Origin of the sequence: Nonomuraea bangladeshensis (assembly GCF_039529455.1) — a bacterium.
GTDB classification, from domain to species: domain Bacteria; phylum Actinomycetota; class Actinomycetes; order Streptosporangiales; family Streptosporangiaceae; genus Nonomuraea; species Nonomuraea bangladeshensis.
On the sequence record NZ_BAAAMV010000002.1, the window covers coordinates 435,188 to 453,920 of the forward strand.

Genomic DNA, 18,733 nt, shown 5'->3' on the forward strand with positions numbered 1-18,733 from the left:
GGTCACGCTCTTGATCGTCTCAGGTGAGCTGGACGCCGATGAGGCAGGTGTCGTCGTCGGTGTCGGAGCCGCAGTGGATGAGCAGGTCGTCCAGGCGGTCGTCCAGGGAGGCGGCGCCACGGGTGGCGATGGCGAGCAGGCGGTCCTGCGCGTGGCGCAGGTTGCGGTCGCGCCGCTCGATGAGGCCGTCGGTGTAGAGCAGCAGGGTGTCGTCCGCGCGCAGCTGCACCCGCCCCTCCTCGTACGCGGCGTCGGGGAACGCCCCCAGCAGCGGCCCCTTGATCATCGGCAGCTCGCGGCCGTCCGGCTCCCGCAGCAGGATCGGCGGCAGGTGACCGGCCCTGGCCCAGGTCAGGACCCGGGTGGCCGGGTCGTACAGGCCGCACACCGCCGTCGCGGTCATGGGGTCGGCGAGGTGGCAGGCGACCAGGTTGAGCCACGACATGAGCCGGGCGGGCCCGGCGCCCGTGGCGGCCAGGCCGCGCAGCGCGTTGCGCAGCACCACCATGCCGGTGGCCGCCTCCATCCCGTGCCCGGCCACGTCACCGACCGACAGCAGGATCTGCCGGGACGGCAGCGTGACCACGTCGTACCAGTCGCCCCCGACCAGGTGGTCCTTCTGCGCGGGCCGGTAGCGCACGGCGATGCGCAGCCCGTCGGAGCGCGTCGTGCCGTGCGACGGCGGCATGATCGCGTGCTGGAGCCGCAGCGCCAGCAGGTTGCGCTCGGCGGACTCCTGCTCGCTGTGGGCGAGCTGGTCACGGGTGACGGCGAGCGCCACCTCCGTCCAGTGCTGCGAGGAGATGTCCTGGTACGCCCCCCGCACCGCCATGAGCCGCCCGCCCGGACCGAAGACCGGCTCGGCGACCACCCGCAGGTGCCTGGCCATGCCGTCCGCGCGCCGCAGCCGGAACGCGGCGGCGGCGAAGCGCCGGTGATGCAGCACGGTGCGCAGGAAACGGCCGACGGTGACCCCGTCGTCGGGGTGGGCGTGCTCGCGCAGCCGCTCCAGCGGCACCGGCGGCTCGCCCGGCGACAGGCCGTACAGCGCGTAGAGCTGGGCGGTCCAGGTGATCTCGCCGGTGGCGGAGTTCTCCTCGAACCCGGCGATGCGGCCGAGCCGCTGGGCGTGCTCCAGCAGCCCGGCCAGGCGGGCGTCCTCGTCGTGGTCGCGCCACACCAGCAGCACGTTCTCGCCGTGCCGGGTGAGGCTCACGTCGGCCACGCCCGTCATGCTCAGCGCCAGCGGCATGCGCTCGGACCGGAACGGCTCGCCGGTCGCGTGCACCCGCTCGACGTGCCCGAACAGCCCGCCCGCCGCCTGCGGGAACGCCTCGAGCAGCAGCCCGCCGGCCTTGAACGGGTACGCCTCCAGCGCCGGCGCCCCGCGCAGCCGCCGGCTGACGTGCCGTACCTCGAAGTCGGCCAGGCCGCCGCGGGCGTCCATGCTCGCCCGCAGCACCAGCGCGGGATCGGGCAGCGCGTCGGCCAGACCGGCCAGCTCCGGCAGGTCGGAGGCCGGCCCTCCGGGCGGCGCGGTCAGCGTGTGGGCGCACAGCTCGGCCAGCGCCTCGATCTGCCGCTCGGCCCGGGACGCGTCCGCCGCCTCCGGCGCGTACGGCCAGCAGACCTCCAGCACGCCGACGACCCGCCCGCCCCTGGTCATCGGCATGGTCACCCGGCCCCCGGGGTCGGCGCGGCGGCGGCCGATCGACGGCAGGTCGCCGGAGTGCCAGATCGTCCGCCGCCCGGCCAGCGACCGCCCGGCCATGGTGTCGACGCCGGGCGGCACGTGCCGCCAGCTCCCGGCCTCCTCCGGGGCGAAACCCGCCTGCCCCGCCAGCGACAGCGACCCGTCCGGCCCGGCCGCCCACACGGCCACGGCCGTCGCGCCGAGCGGCGGCAGCGCGTGCTCCAGCAGGGAGCGGGCCACGGCCTGCGTGTCGCCGGCGTCGAGGACGGCGCTCTCGGCGGCGCGCAGCGGCACCGCGGCCTCCGGCTGGGCCTGCGCGGTCACGCTGACGCGGTCGTACGCGGCCGCGTTGACCACGTCGGCGGCCACCTCGACCGGCGACAGGCCGCTCCGGCCCGCCAGCGTGGTGAGCTGTTCGGCCGCCTGCGCGGGGCCGCAGCGCAGCCGCCCGACCAGCACGCCTTTGGCCAGCTCGACCAGGGCGCGCTCGTCGGCGGCGCGGCGCGCGCCGGCCAGCTCGCGCCGCAGCCGTTCGACGGTCGCGGCGAGCCTGCCGAGGTCGGCGGCGGCCTCGCCCGCTGGGGCTGTCGGGTCGTCCACGCGTTCCGCCCTCCTCACGAGTCCGCCGACGAGCGGCCGGCGCCGGACGCGCGCGTCGAGGTGACGCGGCAGCCGCCCGGGGCCGGTGGTTCCGGTGACGCAGAGACTAACCCGCCGCGGACGCCGCGTCCGCCGGTCGCGCGTCGCGATCCGCGTGGCACCGGTGCCCTACGGGCGTCAGACGGAGCGTTCGGCCCGGCCGAGCGCCGCCGTCACGGCCTCCTCGACCGTGGCGTGCATCGGCACGTGGGACAGCACGCCGGTGATCTCGAACAGGCGGGCCGGCAGCGGCTGCACGGCGGCCAGGTGCACGGCCCCGCCCTCGCGACGACAGCGGACATCGCACATCAGCAGGACGTGCAGGCCGGAGCTGTCCATGAACGGCACCCGGGACAGGTCGAACACGAGCGGGGCGTCCGTCAGGTCCTTGACGTAGTCGTCGAGCTGCGCGCGGTTGGTGGCGTCCAGCTCGCCGCACACCGTGATCACGGTGACCCCCGGCCGGCGTTCGTGGGCCAGCGTCAACATGGGCATTCAGCTCGTCACCGGTCTCGCCGGCGGTTCGGGACCATCAATGAAGGATAGTGGGCGGGAGCCGTCCGCGGCATCCTCATCGGAGGAGCCGTCGTCAGTGGCCGTGCCCGTGACCGACGAACGCCCCCGAGGGCCGGCCGGGCGGCACCAGCCGGAGCGAGACGAGCGCCGCCGCCCCGGCCGTCATGGCGCACACGGTCAGTCCGGAGACGAAGCCGCCGATCCCCGCCGCACCGGGCGCGAGGCTCGGCGCGACGACGGCCGAGGCCACCGCCACGCCGATCGAGCCGCCCAGCTCGTGGAAGGTGTTGATGACGCCGGAGGCCACGCCGTTCTCGCCGGGCGGCACGTTGGCCATGGTGGTCGTGGTGGCGGTCACGAACAGGGGCCCGATCCCGAGTGCGGCCAGCGTGAACCCGGGCAGCAGCGTGGCGTACGGGCTGGTCTCCGGCGAGATCATGGTCATCCACGCCGCCCCGGCCGCCGTCAGCGCGAACGCCGCCACCGCCACCGGCCGCCCGCCGAGCCGGGGGACGAGATGCCCGCCGGCCTGCGCGCCGATCGTGATCGCCAGCGCCACGGGCAGGAAGAGCAGGCCGGTCTCCAGGGCGCCGAATCCCCGCGCGTGCTGGAGGTACAGCGAGCCGATGAAGAACAGGCCGAGCATGAGGCCGGTGGCCGTCAGCATGAGGAACATCCCGGAGATCACGGGCCGCCTGGCCAGGGTCGCGGCCCGCATGAGCGGGGCCCGCGCGGTCCGCTGGACCGCCGCGAACAGCGCGTAGAGCAGCACGGCCGCGGCCAGCGGCAGCAGCGTGGCGGCCGCGCCCCAGCCGGCCTCGCCCGCGGTGACGACCCCGTAGACGAGCAGGCCGGTCGCCGCCGTGACGAGCAGCGCGCCCGGCACGTCCACCCGCCCCGCCCGCCCCGGCACGGCGGGCGTCACGGCGGGCAGGGCGGCCAGCACCAGCAGGCCGACCGGCACGTTCACCACGAACACCCAGGCCCAGCCGGGCCCGGCGGTGAGCAGCCCGCCGAGGAGCACGCCGAGGGCGGCGCCGCTGCCGCCGACGGCCGCCCAGACGCCGAGCGCCCGCCCGCGTCGCTCGCCGTGGAAGACGGTGGTGATGACGGCCAGCGCGGCGGGGGAGAGCAGCGCCGCGCCGACGCCCTGCAGCGCCCGGCCCGCGATCAGCGTCGCGCCGCTCCCTGACAGCCCGCACAGCAGCGAGGCGGCGGTGAACAGGGCGAGCCCGGCCAGCAGCGTCCGGCGGGCGCCGAGCACGTCGGCGAGCCGTCCGCCGAGGACCATGAGCCCGCCGAAGCACAGCGTGTACGCGGTCACCACCCACGTCAGGGCCTCGCGGCCGAGCGCCAGGTCCGCGCCGATGGACGGCAGCGCGACCTGCACGACCGTGATGTCCACGATGAGCATGAACTGGGCCAGGCAGAGCAGCACCAGCACGCCCCACCCGCCCGGCGCGCGGACTCCGCCGCGCGAGACGTCGATCTCCATGCGTTCCAACCCCTAAACTCGAACAGTGGTGTTCAAGTTAGCACGCACAACCGTACCCGGGTACGGTTCCCTGGAGGTCGCCCCCGAGGGCGCGCGGGCGTCAGGCGGGGGAGGCCAGGAGGGACAGCATCGTGGTGACCAGCACCCGCTCGACGTCCTCCGCCGGCAGCCGTCCCGACTCCCGCTCCTGCGCGGCGCTGTGAATGATCGAGAAGAACGTCGTCACCAGCCACGGCAGCGGCAGGTCCGTACGGAAGTCACCCTCTCGGCGGCCTCGCTCGATCAGCCGCTCCACCCGCCGCAGCGGACGCTCGTGGTGCCCACGGATGCGTTCGGTGGCCATGATCCGGTCGGCGGCCACGAACAGGCGGCGGTGCCGGTCGAGGACCTCCCATGACGAGTGCAGCAGCGCGGCCATCGCCTCCGGCGCCGGGCGCTCGTCGAGCCCGGGGTCGTCCAGCACTGCGTCGGCCAGGCCGACCGCGTGCTCCAGCACCGCGTCCACCAGCGCCTCGCGGGACGGGAAGTGCCCATAGAGCGTGACCCGGCCCACCCCGGCCGCCTTGGCGATGTCGGCGACGCTCCCCGCCGGGTCGGCGCTGAGCAGGCGGGTGGCGGCCTCCAGGATGGCGGCGATGTTGCGCTCGGCGTCGGCCCGCCGGGCGGGTACGGGCTGTCGGGGCGCGGTCCTCACCATGCGCACCACCCTACGACGCCGGCCGCGGCCGACCGGGCGACACGCTCGCGTGTCAGAGGGCGTGGCCGAGCAGGTCCCGCAGGGTGACCGCGCCCACCAGCCGCCCATCGGCGTCCACGACCGCCACGAGCGGGCTGTGCGTACGGGCCATCAGCGCGGCCAGCTCAAGCACCGTCGCCTTCCGGTCGGCGACCGGCAGCTCGCGGGGCTGCTCGGGCAGGCACTCGCGGACCGTACGCTCGCCCAGCCGGCGCAGGAACAGGTCGGCGTGGGCCTCGTCCACCACCCGCGCCAGCGCCGGGTCGTCCCGGCAGTAGGGCGGCACCGCCAGGCGCAGCACTTCGGTGCCGGGCAGGATGCTGATCGGCCGGCCGTCGGCGTCGGCGAGGATGAGGCCCGGCAGGTCGCCGTCGGCCAGCAGCCTGGCCGCCTCCAGCGCCGGGGTGTCCGGGGTGACCGTCGGGAAGTCGACGGCGAGCTCGTGTGCGCGCATCGGTGTCCTCCTCCCGAAGCCTAGCGGGCGCGCCCGTCAGGGCAGCTCGGCGAAGCGCTCGACCTCCTCCGTACGCCCCGACACGAGGATGACGTCGCCGTAGGACAGCTCGGTCTCGGCGGTCGCGTACGTGAACGCCTCGCCCGGCGTCTTGACCGCGACGATCGTGACGCCGCGCTTGCGCCGCAGGTTGGACTCGCCGAGCGGCACGCCCACGTACTCCTTCGGCGGTTTGATCTTGGCGAGCGCGAAGTCACCGTCGACCTGCATGAAGTCCAGCATCCGGCCGCTGACCAGGTGAGCGACCCGCTCGCCCATGTCGTGCTCGGGGAAGACGACGTGGTGGGCGCCGATCCGGTCGAGGATGCGGCCGTGCTGGGAGCTGACGGCCTTGGCCCAGATGTCGTTGATCTCCAGCTCGACCAGCAGCGACGTGGTGAGGATGCTGGCCTCTATGTCGCTGCCGACCGCCACCACCGCCCGGTAGAAGTCGGGGACGCCGAGCTGGCGCAGCGCCTCCATGTCGGTGGCGTCGGCGGTGGCGATCTGGGTGAGCTGCCCGGCCAGCGCCTGCGTGATCTTGGGCCGGTGGTCGATGGCCAGGACCTCGGTGCCGCGCCGGGTCAGCCCCAGCGCCAGCGCGGTGCCGAACCGGCCCAGCCCGATGACCACGACGGGGTTGCTCTTGTAGTCAGCCAACGATGACTCGCTCCTCCGGTAGCTCGTAACGGCGGGTGCGCCGGTTGAGTGCCAGCGCGGACCCCAGGGTGAGCGGCCCGATCCGGCCGATGAACATCAGCACGGCGAGCAGCACGTGGCCGGGGGTGCCGAGGCTCGCGGTGATGCCGGTGGACAGCCCGGTCGTGCCGAAGGCCGAGATGACCTCGAACAGTACCTGGTCGAGCTTGTAGGGGGTGAGCGCGAGCAGCACGTACGTCGAGACCGCCACCAGCGCCACCCCCAGCACCGTGATCGTGACGACCTGGCGCTGCGTGGTCTCCGGCAGCCGCCGCCGGCCGATGTTGACCCGGCTCTCGCCCCGCATCTCGGTCCAGACGATGAAGGCCAGCATGCCGAACGTGGTGACCTTGATGCCGCCCGCGGTGCCGGCGCTGCCGCCGCCGATGAACATCAGCAGGTCGGTCGCCAGCCAGCTCGACGGGTACATCTGCGCGATGTCCAGCACGTTGAACCCGGCCGAACGCGGCATGACGGCGGTGAAGAAGGCGGCCATCAGCTTGTGCCCGTCGTCGAGCCCGCCGAGCGTGGCCGGGTTGCGCCACTCGGTGGCGAGGAAGACGAGGGTGCCGGACACCAGCAGGATCACGCTGGTGCCGACGGTGATCCTGGTCAGCACCGTCCACTTGCTCGGCTGCCGCCAGAGGCGGGCCAGCTCGAACACCACCGGGAACCCCAGCCCGCCGACGATGGCCGCGATCGCGACCGTCAGGCAGATCCACGGGTCGGTGACGAAGCGCATGAGGCTGTCCGGCCACAGCGCGAACCCGGCGCTGTTGAACGCCGTGACCGCGTGGAAGACGCCCAGGTAGAGCGCGCGGCCGAACGACTCGCCGTAACCGAGCACGAACCGGCCGGTGAGCACGGCGGCGGCCACCGCCTCGCAGACGAGGCTGAAGGCCACCACCTTCAGCACGAGCCGGCGCACGTCGCTCATGCTGAGCGTCTTGGTCTCCGTCTGGGCGGCGATGCGGGCGCGCAGCCCGAGGCGGCCCGACACGAGCAGGGTGAAGACCGTGGCCATCGTCATGATGCCGAGGCCGCCCACCTGGGCCAGCCCGGCGATGACCACCTCGCCGAAGACCGACCAGTGCGCCTCGGTGTCCACCAGCACGAGCCCGGTCACACAGACCGCGGAGGCGGCCGTGAACAGTGCGTTCAACCATCCCGCCGACACGTCCCCGGCGGTGGCGGCGGGCAGCGACAGCAGCAGCGCCCCGAGCCCGATCGCCACGGCGAAACCGGCGGCCACGACCTGGGCCGGGTGCTGGAATCTCGCTAAAAGCGTCGAGGTCGCGCGCATCATCGATCGCCGCCATCACTCCAGCGCATCGCGCAACACCCTCCGGGACACGTTCGGTCGCCGATCCAAAGCCGACCAGACTTCCCGGCTCACCGCGCCCCACCATACCCCTCGCGTGCGCGGCAGCGGTCCCGGACGGGCGCGAACGCCCGGGAGACCCCGATCACTTGAGCGGGTCGTGCCCCCAGTTCATCAGCGAGTACCGCCACCGCGTCTCCCTGACGTCGCCGGAAGGGCGCTGGGCGAGGTGCCGGTGCACGTACCCGATGACCTTCCTCATGTGGGCGTAGTCGTCGTCGCCCCACTCCGACCTGCGGCGGTGCAGCAGTGCGACGATGCGGCGGCCGGACTCGTGGCCGGTCGACTCGCCCGCGCCGTCCTCCTTCTGCCCGACCGACCTCGACTCCTCGGTGGTCAGCCAGTGCTCCAGCTCCTTGACCGTCATGTTCACGGCCCGGTCGAACTCGGCGGCGATCTCGCGGCGGTCGTCGCTCATTTCTTCTTCCGCTTCTTGAGCGCCGACGCCTTGTGCACGGCCTCGCCGCCGCTCTTGTCGCTGCGCACCACGTACTGGGGCTCCTCGGGCGAGGCGGCGACGGTGCGGCCGGCGGCCTTCGTCCGCTTGGTGATCTTCTTCTCCACCTCGCCCTCGGCGGTGCCGCCGTGGCTGCGCCAGCTCACCTGGTCGCCCTTGGCGAGCGCGTCCTTCTTCGGCTGGTCCTTCTTCTTCGGCATGCACCTGCGGCTACCCGCACCCCGGGGGGATAACCGCAGGTCAGGGCCGCCTTCGCTAGCGCAGCCCGGCGAAGAGGGCGCGCAGCTCGGCCACGAGCAGGTCCGGCGCCTCCAGCGCGGCGAAGTGGCCGCCGCGGTCGAACTCCGACCAGCGCACGACGTTGTGGACCGGCTCGGCCAGCGGCCGGACCGAGAAGTCGGTCGGGAAGACGGCCACGCCCGTCGGCGCCGTCCCGCGCGGCTTCGGCGCCCACGCGGCCGCGTCGTTGAAGCGCTCGTAGTAGGTGTGGGCGGCCGGGCCCGCCGTCTCGGTGAACCAGTAGATGCTCACGTCGGTGAGGATGCGGTCGCGGTCCACGGCGTCCTCGGGCAGCTTCGCCGCCGGGTCCGTCCAGTCCTTGAACTTCTCCACGATCCAGGCGAGCTGCCCGGCGGGGGAGTCGTGCAGCGCGGCCGCGATCGTCTGCGGGCGGGTGCCCTGAAGATTCATGTACGCGCCCAGCTTCCGCTGCCACTCCTCCATCCCGGCCAGCCGGGCCCGCTCGGCGTCGGTGAGCGCGCCCATGATCGCCGGGTCGCCGTTCGGGAACGTGAGCAGCGCGTTGACGTGCACGCCGATGACGTGCTCCGGCGCGGCCCGGCCGATGAGCGGCGCGATGAAGGCGCTGACGTCGCCGCCCTGCACGCCGTAGCGGTCGTAGCCGAGCCGGTCCATGAGCGTGGCCAGCGCGGCGGCGGTGCGGCCGTCGGTCCAGCCGGTGTCCGGCAGCGGGCCGGAGAAGCCGTAGCCGGGCAGCGACGGGATCACCAGGTGGAAGGCGTCGGACGCGGCGCCGCCGTACGCGGCCGGGTCGGTGAGCGGCCCGATGACGTCGAGGAACTCCACCACCGATCCCGGCCAGCCGTGCAGGAGCAGCAGCGGCGTCGCCTCGGGCACGGCCGAGCGTACGTGCAGGAAGTGCACGTTCGCGCCGTCGATCGTGGTGGTGAACTGCGGGAAGGCGTTGAGCGCCGCCTCCTGGGCGCGCCAGTCGAAGCCGCCCGCCCAGTACGCGGCCAGCTCCCGCAGGTAGCCGGTCGGCACGCCGCGTTCCCATCCGGCGCCGGGCAGCTCCGGGGCCCAGCGGGTGCGGCGCAGGCGGTCGCGCAGGTCGTCGAGGGCGGTCTGGGGGATGTCGATGCGGTACGGCGCGATGCGCGAGGTCTCCATGCGCAGCACGGTAGAAGGAATCGGTGACAGGTCCGGGCACCGATGCGCGGCAGAATGTCGGCCATGCTGGAAACCTCGGCACGGTTGCTCCGCCTGCTGTCCCTCCTCCAGTCCCGGGCCGACTGGACCGGCAGCGAGCTGGCCGACCGGCTCGGCGTCGGCCTGCGCACGGTGCGGCGCGACGTCGGGCGGCTGCGCGAGCTCGGCTACCCGGTGGACGCCGCTCCCGGCGTGGCCGGCGGCTACCGGCTGGGCGTGGGCGCGGCGCTGCCGCCGCTGCTGCTCGACGACGAGGAGGCGGTGGCCGTCGCGCTCAGCCTGCGCACCGCCGCCACCGGCAGCGTCGCCGGGCTGGAGGAGGCCGCGCTGCGCGCGCTGGCCAAGCTGCGGCAGGTGCTGCCGTCGCGGCTGCGGCACCGGGTGTCGGCGTTCGAGGCCGCGACCGTCCCGCTGGCCGGGGCCGCCGTCCCCGGCGTCGGCGTCGGCGCCGACCTGCTCACCGCCGTCGCCGCCGCCTGCCGCGACCACCGGCGGCTGCGGCTGCGCTACCGGGGCCGCGACGGGGCGAGCGAGCGGGAGGTGGAGCCGCACCGGCTGGTCCACACGCCGCGCCGCTGGTACCTGCTGGCGTGGGACGTCGGCCGGCGCGACTGGCGGACGTTCAGGATGGACCGCGTCGAGGAGCTGCTGGGCCTGCCCGGCGCCCGGTTCACGCCGCGCACGCCGCCGGGGGACGACGCGGCGGCGTACGTCTCGCGCGGCATCACCACCGCCCCCTACCGGCACCAGGCCCGGATCCTCTTCCACGCCCCGCTCGCCGCCGTCGCCCCGCGCACCTCGCCGGGCGCGGGCCGGCTGGAGCCGGTGGACGGCGAGCGCTGCCTGTTCACGGCGGGCGCCGACTCCCTCGACGAGCTGGCCGCGTACGTCGCCGCCAAGGGCTTCGACTTCGAGGTGCTCGACCCGCCCGAACTGGCGGCCACCCTGCGCACCCTCGCCGCCCGGCTGCACCGTGCCGCCGATCACTCGGCTGAACAACCGTGATCTGTGGGACAGTCACTCTCATGTCCGACGAACCCGCCCTGCCCATGACCGTCGAGGAGGCCGTCGCCGCCGAACGCGCCGGTCTCCGGCTGAAGTACCTCTACTTCTGGGGCCACCGGCCGCCGCGCGGCGGCGGCGTGGGGCCGGGCTGCCTCAGCCAGTGGTGGCCGGTGACGTTCACCGAGGACGGCCACGTCTACGCCTCGGCCGAGCACTACATGATGGCGCACAAGGCGTGGCTGTTCGGCGACGGCGAGACCGCCGAGCGGATCCTCGCGGCCGGGCACCCGGCCGAGGCCAAGGACCTCGGCCGCGGTGTGCGCGGCTTCGACGAGGCGACCTGGGCCGGGGAGCGTTTCGCCATCGTGGCGCGGGGCAACGCCGCCAAGTTCGGCCAGCACGCCGACCTGGCCGCCTATCTGCTCGGCACCTCCGGGCGGGTGCTGGTCGAGGCGAGCCCCCGCGACCGCGTGTGGGGCATCGGCCTGGCCGCCGCCGACGAACGCGCCGCCTCCCCGGCCACCTGGCAGGGGCTCAACCTGCTCGGCTTCGCCCTCATGGCCGCCCGCGCCACGCTTCAGAAGGCGAGGTAGGCCGGGGGGACGTGGCCGGTCAGCCAGACGCCGTTGGCGCTGAGGTGGAAGACGTGCCCGTCGGCGTGCATCGCGCCCGCTCGCACCACCAGCACGACGGGCGCGCCCCGGCGGGCGCCGACGCGGACGGCGGTGTCGCGGTCGGGCGACAGGTGCACATGGTGGCGGCCCATCGGGCGCAGCCCCTCGCGCCGGATCGCGGACAGGAAGCGGCCCACCGTGCCGTGGTAGAGCACCTCGGGCGGCTCGGCGGGCGGCAGGCCCAGCTCGACCGGCACCGAGTGACCCTGGCTGGCGCGGATGCGGCCGTCCTCGATGACGTAGCGGCGCTTGTCATCGGTCTCCACCACCCGCGCCAGCTCGGCGGGCGTGATCGGGAAGCCGTGCGCGGCGGCGGCCGACAGCAGCTCCTCGACCGGCACCCAGCCGGCCGGGTCGAGGGTGAGGCCGATGCGCCCGGGGTCGTGGCGCAGGTGGCGGGCCAGGAATTTGGATACGCGGACCAGGCGGCGCCGCATCACGTCTTCGTCCACTCTCAGGTCTCCGCTGTCTCCGTCGGCGGGGTCTCCAGGGTCAGGGCCAGGCGGCGGGCCAGGCCGGTGTTGCGGCGGGAACCGACCCGGTGGACGGCCAGCTCCAGCGCCTCGCGCTGCCCCACCAGCACCACCCACGCCCTGGCCCTGGTGACCAGGGTGTAGAGGAGCTTGCGGCGCAGCATGATGCCGCCGGACTCGGCGACGATCGGCGCCACCACGAACGGGTATTCGCTGCCCTGTGAGCGGTGCACGCTGATCGCGTAGGCGTGGGTGAGGTCGTCGAGCTCGTCGAAGCCGTAGGCGACGCTCTCGCCGTCGTCGGTGCGGATGGTGATCGTGCGCTCGGCCGGGGTGACGGCCGTCACCGTGCCCGTCTCGCCGTTGAAGACGCCCTTGTCGTAGTTGTTGCGGATCGGCATGACGCGGTCGCCGACCCGGAACACCGTGGCTGCCGACCAGTGCTCGGGCTTGTCGTCGGCGGCCGGGTTGAGCCGGTCCTGGATGAGCCGCCCGAGGGCGGTGGCGCCGGTCTCGCCCTTGCGCATCGGGCACAGCACCTGGACCTGGCTGGGCTCGACGCCCTGCTTGCGCGGGATCGCGACCATGGCGAGATGGGCGACCCGCTGGGCGACCTGCGCGGGGTCGTCGAGCTCCTCGAACCAGAAGCCGCCCCGGCCCGGCGTGGCCGGCATGCGCCCGGCGCGGATGCGGTGGGCCGCCTCGACGATGCCGCTGCCGCCCGCCTGCCGGAAGACGTGGGTGAGCTGGATGCGCGGGACGCCGGGCACCCGCAGCAGGTCGGCCAGGACGTCGCCGGGCCCGATGCTCGGGAGCTGGTCGCTGTCGCCGATGAGCAGCAGGTGGCTGCCGGACGGGACGGCCGCCACCAGCCGGGTGGCCAGGTGCAGGTCGAGCATGGACGCCTCGTCCACCACGATGAGGTCGGCCCGCGAGGGCCGCTCGTCGAACAGCGTGCCGGGCTCGGGGTCGGGCTGCTGGGCCAGCATGCGGTGGACGGTCATCGCCGGCAGCCCGGTCAGCTCCGACAGCCGCTTGGCGGCCTTGCCGGTCGGCGCGGCGAGCGTGACCGTGCCGCCCGCCTGCCGCACCGCGGTCGCGATGGCCCGGACCGTGTGGCTCTTGCCCACCCCCGGCCCACCGGTGATCACCGCGACCGTGCTGGTCAGCGCCATGGTGACGGCCGCCCGCTGGTCGTCGTGGAGCGAGTCGTCCTCGCGGAAGGCGCGCAGCGGCAGCGTCGAACGGGCCCTGAGCAGCCGGGCGAGGTGCGTGGCCAGCGCCTGCTCGCGGGCGTGCACGTGCTTGGCGTAGGCCACGAGCTGACCCGGCTGGGCGGGCGAGGTCTCCACCGCCAGGCGGCGCTCGGCGACCAGCGCGTCGAGCTGCGGGCGCACCAGGTCCTGGTCCTGCTCGATCAGCTCGGCCGTCTCGCGGACGAGGGCGGCGACCGGGAGGTAGCAGTGGCCGTCGCGGCTCCCCGCCGCCTCCAGCCGGTCGAGCAGCGCCGCCCTGACCCGCTGCGGGCTGCGCTCGGGCACCCCCGACTGCAGCGCGATGCGGTCGGCCACCCGGAACGCGATGCCCCGCACCCGCCCGATCAGCCGGTAGGGGTCGGTCGCCAGCACCTCGTCGGCGTCCTGCCCGAACGCCTGGTAGATCTTGGCCGCGAGCAGCGGGCTCACCCCGAGCCCCTGCAACGTCACCATCAGCGCGGCGATGGCCTTCTGCTCCCGCCAGGCCTCCACGATCTGCGCCTGCCGCAGCGGCCCGATGTTGACCACCTCGGTCAGCCGCTCAGGCTCGGCGTCGATGACCTTGAGCGTGGCCTCGCCGAAGTGCTCGACGATGGCGTGCGCGAGGCGCGGCCCGATGCCCCTGACCAGGCCGGAGCCGAGATAGATGCGGATGGCCCGGACCGACGACGGGGTGACGCGCTCGCACCCGGACACCGCGAAGCGCCGCCCGTGGCGGGCGTGCCGGCCCCACTCGCCGTGCAGGCGCAGCGTCTCGCCCGGCTGCACCCCGGCCAGCGCCCGGCCGGTCGCCACGAAGCCGGGCTCGCCGTCGGCGCTCATGCGCGCGACGGTGTAAGAGTCCTCGCGGACGTAGACGAGCTGCTCGACCGACGCCTCCACACGGACGATCCAACCATCCCGCACCGACAAACCACCGGGCACGGGGGCGGCACGGGGACGGGAGAGGGGGCGGGGGCGGCAAGCCGGGGCGTGGCAGGTCATGCGGTGCCGGGCAGGTCATGCGGCCCGGGTCACGGGTCCTCCTCGCCGAGGACGCGCAGGCATTCGCGGGCGAGCTGCAGCTCCTCGCGCACCTGCACCACCAGAACGGGTACGGCGGCCCCGTCCGCGCTGACCGGCCCGTCGTCGCGGCGGCCGGTGAGCGCGGGAGGCTCGATCCCGAGCGGCCCGAGCCGCCGGCAGACCGCCTCGCGCACCTCGGGCTGGTCCCAGCCGATCTCGCCGGTGAACACCAGCGCGTCCACGCGCGGCAGCGACGTGGCCGCGGCGGCGATCTCCCGCGCCACCCGGTGGGCGAACACGCGCAGCGCGAGCCCGGCGTCCTTGTCGCCGTCGCGCTCGGCGGCGACCAGCTCGCGGGTGTCGCCGGAGCGTCCGGACAGGCCGAGCAGCCCGGAACGCCGTTCCAGCCCTTCGCTCAGCTCGTCCAGGCTCAGGCGGCCCTCGGCCAGCAGCCAGGTCAGCATCCCGGGATCGACGCTGCCCGAGCGCTTGCTCATGGGCATGCCCTCCAGCGGCGTGAACCCCATCGAGGTGTCCACGCTGCGCCCGCCCGACAGCGCGCACGCCGAGCACCCGCCGCCCAGGTGCGTCATCAGCAGCTCCAACTCGGCGAGCGGCCGGCCGAGCAGCTCCGCCGTACGGTCGGCGGCCCAGGCGTAGGACAGGCCGTGGAAGCCGTAGCGGCGCAGGCCGTGCTTCTCGCGCCACTCGCGCGGCAGCGCGTACGTCGCCGCCTCCTCCGGCAGCTCCGCGTGGAAGGCGGTGTCCGGGCAGAGCACGTGCGGCACCGCGGGAAGCTGCTCGCGGGCGGCCTCCAGCAGCGCCAGCGCGGGCGGCAGGTGCAGCGGCGCGAGGCTCGTCACGCCGCGCAGCGCCTCCACCGTCTCGTCGTCGGCGACCGCCGGGGCGCGCACCGCCTCGCCGCCGTGCACCAGGCGGTGCGCCACCGCCCGGATGTCCCGGTCGAAGTGCCCGCCGAGGAAACGCGCCAGCTCCTCCCGCGCCGCGGCCGGGTCGGCGGCCCGTTCGGCGTGCGCGCTGTCCAGCACGCAGCCGCCCTGCACCAGGTCGAGACGCAGGCTGGAGGAGCCCGCGTTGACGGTCAGCACCGCCGCCGATTCGCTCATCCGCTCGTCGAACGCCAGGCCCATGCGCCCCCGGCTACCCGCCACCGCCCGCGCAAAACGGACGGCTGCGGACGAAGGCGCTTTACCGCCCCCGGAGGTTGCCCGGCGATCAGGTCGGGTAGCGAGCGCTCATGGACATCCGCCTTACGGTGAACGGCAGGCCGCACCCGCTCGACGTCGACCCCCGAATGTCGCTGCTCGACCTGCTGCGCGAGCGGCTGGGGCTGATCGGCTCGAAGAAGGGGTGCGACCACGGGCAGTGCGGCGCCTGCACCGTCCTCGTCGAAGGGCGGCGGGCCAACTCCTGCCTGGCGCTGGCGGTCGCCATGGACGGCCTCTCCGTCACCACCGTCGAGGGGCTCGCCGACGGCGAGCAGCTGCACCCGCTGCAGGCCGCCTTCATCGAGCACGACGCCTTCCAGTGCGGCTACTGCACCCCCGGCCAGCTCTGCTCGGCGGCCGGCATGCTCGGGGAGCCGGGCCCGAGCGCCGTCACCGAGAACCTCCTGGACGACCCCGAGCTCACCCCGCACGAGATCAGGGAGCGCATGAGCGGCAACCTGTGCCGCTGCGGCGCGTACGTCAACATCGTCAGCGCCATCTCCGAGGTCGCCCGATGAGGCCGTTCGACTACGCCCGCGCCACCAGCGCCGCCGACGCCGTGCGCCGCTACCGCCCCGGCACCATGTACCTGGGCGGCGGCACCAACCTCGTCGACCTCATGCGCCTCGGCGTGGCCCGCCCCGAGCACCTGCTGGACGTCAGCCGGCTGCCGCTCGACGCGGTCGAGGAGGTCCGCGGCCGGCTGCGCGTCGGCGCGGCGGTGCGCAACACCGACCTCGCCGCCCATCCGCTGGTGCGCGCCCGCTACCCGATGCTCGCCCGCGCGGTGCTCACCGGCGCCTCCGGCCAGATCCGCAACATGGCCACCGTGGCCGGGAACCTGCTGCAGCGCACCCGCTGCGCCTACTTCCAGGACGTGAGCAGGCCGTGCAACAAACGCCGGCCCGGCTCCGGCTGCCCCGCCATCGAGGGCGACCACTCCAACCTGGCCGTGCTCGGCCACTCCGGCGCGTGCGTGGCCACCCACCCGTCCGACATGGCGGTGGCGCTGGCCGCGCTGGAGGCGGAGGTGCACGTCACCGGCCCTGGAGGCGACCGCATCGTCCCCATGCCCGGCCTGCACCGCCTGCCCGGCGAGGCCCCGGAACGCGACACCGTGCTGGAGCCCGGCGACCTCATCACCGCCGTCGAGCTGCCCGCGCCGCCGCCCGGCGCGTCCCTCTACCGCAAGGTGCGCGAGCGGGCCTCGTTCGCCTTCGCCCTGGTGTCCATCGCGGCCGTGCTCGACGTCGCCGCCGACGGGACCGTGGCCGGGTGCCGCATCGCGCTCGGCGGCCTTGCGCACGTGCCCTGGCGGGCCGAGCGGGCCGAGCGGGAGCTGATCGGCCGCCCGGCGACCGGCGGGACGTTCCTGGCCGCCGCCGAGGCAGAGCTGGAGCAGGCCAGGCCGCTGCCGCGCAACGCCTACAAGGTCCCGATGGCCCGCGACCTGATCGTCAACACGCTGGAGGAGCTGGCACCGTGAATCGCGTCGAGGGCCGCGTCAAGGTCACCGGGCTGGCCACGTACGCGGCCGAGTACCCGGTCGAGGGCGTCGCGTACGCCTATCCCGTCCAGTCGCTCATCGCCAAGGGCCGGGTCGCCCGGGTGGACGCCGCCGCCGCGCTCGACATGCCCGGCGTGCTCGCCGTGCTGTCCGTGGCCGACCCGCCCGAGCTGGCCGAGGACGCCGACGCCGAGCTGGCGCTGTTCCAGCGGCGCGAGGTCGCCTACCGCGGCCAGATCATCGCCGCCGTCGTGGCGGAGACCTACGACGAGGCGCGCGCCGCCGCCGACGCCGTCCGGGTCGAGTACGAGCCCGCCGACCACGACGTCAGCCTGCGCGCCGACCACCCGGGCCTCTACCGACCGGAGGTCGTCAACCCGAACTTCCCCTCCGACACCGAGCAGGGCGACGTCGAGGCCGGGCTGGCGGAGGCGGCGACCGTCGTGGACGTGACGTACACGACGCCCGTCCTGCACAACAACGCGATGGAGCCGCACGCCGCGCTCGCCGTGTGGGACGCCGAGGGCACCCTGCTGGTCTACGACTCCACGCAGGGCGCCACCACCGACCGCGACATGATCGCGAAGACGCTGGGCCTGCCGCCCGGCCGGGTCCGCGTGGTGGCCAGGCACGTCGGCGGCGGCTTCGGCTCCAAGGGCACCACCCGGCCGCACGCCGTGCTGGCCGCCCTCGCCGCGCGCGTCACGGACCGGCCGGTCAAGGTGGCGCTGACCCGGCAGCAGATGTTCGACGTGACCGGCTACCGCACACCCACCATCCAGCGGCTGCGCCTCGGCGCGGACGGCGAGGGCCGGCTGACCGCGCTGGAGCACGTCGCCTACGAGCAGAGCTCGACGCTGAAGGAGTTCGCCGAGCAGACCGCCGTCCCGGCCCGTGTCATGTACGCCACCCCGGCCCTGCGCACCGCGCACCGCCTGGTCCGGCTGGACGTCGCCACCCCGTCGTGGATGCGCGCCCCGGGGGAGTGCCCCGGCATGTACGCCCTGGAGTCGGCCATGGACGAGCTGGCCTACGCGGCCGGCGTCGACCCGGTCGAGCTGCGGCTGCGCAACGAGCCCGAGACCGAGCCGGAGAGCGGCCTGCCGTTCAGCTCCCGTGACCTGGCCGGCTGCCTGCGCGAGGGCGCCCGCCGCTTCGGCTGGGAGCGGCGCGACCCGGAGCCGGGCGTCCGGCGCGACGGGGAGTGGCTGATCGGCACCGGGGTGGCCGCCTCCACCTACCCGGCGAAGCGGAGCCCGTGCCAGGCCGTGGCGTGCGTGCGCGACGGCGGCTTCCTCGTCCAGGTGGCCGCGGCCGACATCGGCACCGGCGCGCGCACCGCGCTCACCAGGATCGCCGCCGAGACGCTGGGCGTCGCCCCCGACCGGGTGCACGTCGAGCTCGGCGACAGCGACCTGCCGGCCGCGCCGGTCGCCGGCGGCTCGATGGGCACGGCCTCCTGGGGGTCGGCCGTCGTACGCGCCTGCGAGGAGCTGAAGAAGGACGGCAGGGAGGGCCGCGCGGACACCACCGAGGAGGTCGGGCAGGACTCCGAGCTGGCCAGGCACGCCTTCGGCGCGCAGTTCGCCGAGGTACGGGTCAGCGCCGTGACCGGCGAGATCCGCGTGTCGCGGCTGCTCGGCGTGTTCGCCGCGGGCCGCATCGTGGACGCCAGGCTGGCCCGCTCGCAGTTCATCGGCGGCATGACGATGGGCCTCGGCATGGCGCTCATGGAGGAGACGCTGACCGACGAGGAGTTCGGCGGCTTCCTGCGCCGCGACCTCGCCCAGTACCACATCCCGGCCTGCGCCGACGTCCCGGACGTCGAGGCGGTCTGGCTGGAGGAGGAGGACGAGCGGCTCAACCCGATGGGCAGCAAGGGCATCGGCGAGATCGGCATCGTCGGCACCGCGGCCGCCATCGGCAACGCCGTCCACCATGCCATCGGCCACCGCGTCAGGGAGCTGCCGATCACCCCGGCCAAGATCGTCATGGCCAGGTTTTGACACTTTTTTACGTGGAAGTA

The 18,733-nt window shown here is 74.5% G+C and carries 18 protein-coding genes; 5 read left to right on the forward strand and 13 right to left on the reverse strand.

Annotation, left to right across the window (positions count from 1 at the left end):
* Window positions 1-19 precede the first annotated feature (19 nt).
* The 10 genes from ABD292_RS06125 to ABD292_RS06170 all read right to left on the reverse strand — a co-directional run bounded on the left by ABD292_RS06125 (window position 20) and on the right by ABD292_RS06170 (window position 9,519).
* On the reverse strand, window positions 20-2,293 hold the full coding sequence (locus ABD292_RS06125; RefSeq protein ID WP_344205896.1) for a SpoIIE family protein phosphatase: 2,274 nt from the start codon (window positions 2,291-2,293) through the stop codon (window positions 20-22).
* Window positions 2,294-2,470: 177 nt separating this feature from the next.
* Complete coding sequence (locus ABD292_RS06130; RefSeq protein ID WP_344205897.1) at window positions 2,471-2,827, reverse strand: STAS domain-containing protein; 357 nt, start codon at window positions 2,825-2,827, stop codon at window positions 2,471-2,473.
* 94 nt (window positions 2,828-2,921) lie between these two features.
* A complete protein-coding gene (locus ABD292_RS06135) occupies window positions 2,922-4,343 on the reverse strand; it encodes an MFS transporter (protein WP_344205898.1) in 1,422 nt (473 codons plus the stop codon).
* Between the two features lie 100 nt (window positions 4,344-4,443).
* The gene (locus ABD292_RS06140) at window positions 4,444-5,040 is read right to left on the reverse strand and encodes a TetR/AcrR family transcriptional regulator (protein WP_344205899.1); all 597 of its coding nucleotides are present in this window, start codon (window positions 5,038-5,040) and stop codon (window positions 4,444-4,446) included.
* A gap of 52 nt (window positions 5,041-5,092) precedes the next feature.
* Window positions 5,093-5,533 carry a CBS domain-containing protein gene (locus ABD292_RS06145; RefSeq protein WP_344205900.1) on the reverse strand — a complete coding sequence of 147 codons (441 nt, stop codon included), beginning with the start codon at window positions 5,531-5,533 and terminating at the stop codon, window positions 5,093-5,095.
* A 36-nt stretch (window positions 5,534-5,569) separates the two neighbouring features.
* Complete coding sequence (locus tag ABD292_RS06150; protein ID WP_329579054.1) at window positions 5,570-6,232, reverse strand: potassium channel family protein; 663 nt, start codon at window positions 6,230-6,232, stop codon at window positions 5,570-5,572.
* Window positions 6,225-7,577 carry a TrkH family potassium uptake protein gene (locus ABD292_RS06155; protein WP_344205903.1) on the reverse strand — a complete coding sequence of 451 codons (1,353 nt, stop codon included), beginning with the start codon at window positions 7,575-7,577 and terminating at the stop codon, window positions 6,225-6,227. The genes ABD292_RS06150 and ABD292_RS06155 overlap by 8 nt, the downstream gene beginning before the upstream one ends.
* A 160-nt stretch (window positions 7,578-7,737) precedes the next feature.
* Complete coding sequence (locus ABD292_RS06160; RefSeq protein ID WP_344205905.1) at window positions 7,738-8,070, reverse strand: DUF3140 domain-containing protein; 333 nt, start codon at window positions 8,068-8,070, stop codon at window positions 7,738-7,740.
* The gene (locus tag ABD292_RS06165; protein ID WP_344205907.1) at window positions 8,067-8,309 is read right to left on the reverse strand and encodes a hypervirulence associated TUDOR domain-containing protein; all 243 of its coding nucleotides are present in this window, start codon (window positions 8,307-8,309) and stop codon (window positions 8,067-8,069) included. Before ABD292_RS06165 ends, ABD292_RS06160 begins: the two co-directional genes overlap by 4 nt.
* A 55-nt stretch (window positions 8,310-8,364) precedes the next feature.
* Window positions 8,365-9,519 carry an epoxide hydrolase family protein gene (locus tag ABD292_RS06170; RefSeq protein WP_344205908.1) on the reverse strand — a complete coding sequence of 385 codons (1,155 nt, stop codon included), beginning with the start codon at window positions 9,517-9,519 and terminating at the stop codon, window positions 8,365-8,367.
* 63 nt (window positions 9,520-9,582) lie between these two features.
* On the opposite strand from ABD292_RS06170, the gene ABD292_RS06175 reads away from it, so the two are divergent.
* Both ABD292_RS06175 and ybiA read left to right on the forward strand, forming a co-directional pair.
* The gene (locus ABD292_RS06175; protein WP_344205909.1) at window positions 9,583-10,563 is read left to right on the forward strand and encodes a helix-turn-helix transcriptional regulator; all 981 of its coding nucleotides are present in this window, start codon (window positions 9,583-9,585) and stop codon (window positions 10,561-10,563) included.
* 20 nt (window positions 10,564-10,583) lie between these two features.
* Entirely contained in the window at window positions 10,584-11,156 is a 573-nt protein-coding gene (ybiA, locus tag ABD292_RS06180; RefSeq protein WP_344205910.1) for a riboflavin biosynthesis intermediates N-glycosidase, read from the forward strand.
* Here ybiA and ABD292_RS06185 read toward each other — a convergent pair.
* The 3 genes from ABD292_RS06185 to ABD292_RS06195 all read right to left on the reverse strand — a co-directional run bounded on the left by ABD292_RS06185 (window position 11,141) and on the right by ABD292_RS06195 (window position 15,122).
* Complete coding sequence (locus tag ABD292_RS06185) at window positions 11,141-11,674, reverse strand: RNA 2'-phosphotransferase (protein ID WP_371252388.1); 534 nt, start codon at window positions 11,672-11,674, stop codon at window positions 11,141-11,143. The two genes, ybiA and ABD292_RS06185, sit on opposite strands and share 16 nt — an antisense overlap.
* A gap of 17 nt (window positions 11,675-11,691) precedes the next feature.
* Entirely contained in the window at window positions 11,692-13,848 is a 2,157-nt protein-coding gene (recD2, locus tag ABD292_RS06190; protein WP_344205911.1) for an SF1B family DNA helicase RecD2, read from the reverse strand.
* A 131-nt stretch (window positions 13,849-13,979) separates the two neighbouring features.
* The gene (locus tag ABD292_RS06195; RefSeq protein WP_344205912.1) at window positions 13,980-15,122 is read right to left on the reverse strand and encodes an acetate/propionate family kinase; all 1,143 of its coding nucleotides are present in this window, start codon (window positions 15,120-15,122) and stop codon (window positions 13,980-13,982) included.
* A 107-nt stretch (window positions 15,123-15,229) separates the two neighbouring features.
* Here ABD292_RS06195 and ABD292_RS06200 point away from each other — a divergent pair, with 107 nt between their 5' ends.
* Genes ABD292_RS06200 through ABD292_RS06210 form a run of 3 tightly spaced genes read left to right on the forward strand, consistent with a single transcriptional unit; the run spans window position 15,230 to window position 18,713 of the window.
* A complete protein-coding gene (locus ABD292_RS06200) occupies window positions 15,230-15,718 on the forward strand; it encodes a (2Fe-2S)-binding protein (protein WP_344205913.1) in 489 nt (162 codons plus the stop codon).
* A complete protein-coding gene (locus tag ABD292_RS06205; protein WP_344205915.1) occupies window positions 15,715-16,686 on the forward strand; it encodes an FAD binding domain-containing protein in 972 nt (323 codons plus the stop codon). Before ABD292_RS06200 ends, ABD292_RS06205 begins: the two co-directional genes overlap by 4 nt.
* A complete protein-coding gene (locus ABD292_RS06210) occupies window positions 16,683-18,713 on the forward strand; it encodes a xanthine dehydrogenase family protein molybdopterin-binding subunit (RefSeq protein ID WP_344205916.1) in 2,031 nt (676 codons plus the stop codon). Before ABD292_RS06205 ends, ABD292_RS06210 begins: the two co-directional genes overlap by 4 nt.
* Window positions 18,714-18,733: the final 20 nt, after the last annotated feature.

Coding starts and splice junctions, on each gene's coding strand:
- ABD292_RS06145 (WP_344205900.1), bottom strand. CDS start 5,533: ATGCGCGCACACGAGCTCGCCGTCGACTTCCCGACGGTCACCCCGGAC.
- ABD292_RS06140 (WP_344205899.1), bottom strand. CDS start 5,040: ATGGTGAGGACCGCGCCCCGACAGCCCGTACCCGCCCGGCGGGCCGAC.
- ABD292_RS06175 (WP_344205909.1), top strand. CDS start 9,583: ATGCTGGAAACCTCGGCACGGTTGCTCCGCCTGCTGTCCCTCCTCCAG.
- ABD292_RS06135 (WP_344205898.1), bottom strand. CDS start 4,343: ATGGAGATCGACGTCTCGCGCGGCGGAGTCCGCGCGCCGGGCGGGTGG.
- ABD292_RS06165 (WP_344205907.1), bottom strand. CDS start 8,309: ATGCCGAAGAAGAAGGACCAGCCGAAGAAGGACGCGCTCGCCAAGGGC.
- ABD292_RS06200 (WP_344205913.1), top strand. CDS start 15,230: ATGGACATCCGCCTTACGGTGAACGGCAGGCCGCACCCGCTCGACGTC.
- ABD292_RS06185 (WP_371252388.1), bottom strand. CDS start 11,674: ATGCGGCGCCGCCTGGTCCGCGTATCCAAATTCCTGGCCCGCCACCTG.
- ABD292_RS06160 (WP_344205905.1), bottom strand. CDS start 8,070: ATGAGCGACGACCGCCGCGAGATCGCCGCCGAGTTCGACCGGGCCGTG.
- ybiA (WP_344205910.1), top strand. CDS start 10,584: ATGTCCGACGAACCCGCCCTGCCCATGACCGTCGAGGAGGCCGTCGCC.
- ABD292_RS06205 (WP_344205915.1), top strand. CDS start 15,715: ATGAGGCCGTTCGACTACGCCCGCGCCACCAGCGCCGCCGACGCCGTG.
- ABD292_RS06170 (WP_344205908.1), bottom strand. CDS start 9,519: ATGGAGACCTCGCGCATCGCGCCGTACCGCATCGACATCCCCCAGACC.
- ABD292_RS06195 (WP_344205912.1), bottom strand. CDS start 15,122: ATGGGCCTGGCGTTCGACGAGCGGATGAGCGAATCGGCGGCGGTGCTG.
- ABD292_RS06155 (WP_344205903.1), bottom strand. CDS start 7,577: ATGATGCGCGCGACCTCGACGCTTTTAGCGAGATTCCAGCACCCGGCC.
- ABD292_RS06130 (WP_344205897.1), bottom strand. CDS start 2,827: ATGCCCATGTTGACGCTGGCCCACGAACGCCGGCCGGGGGTCACCGTG.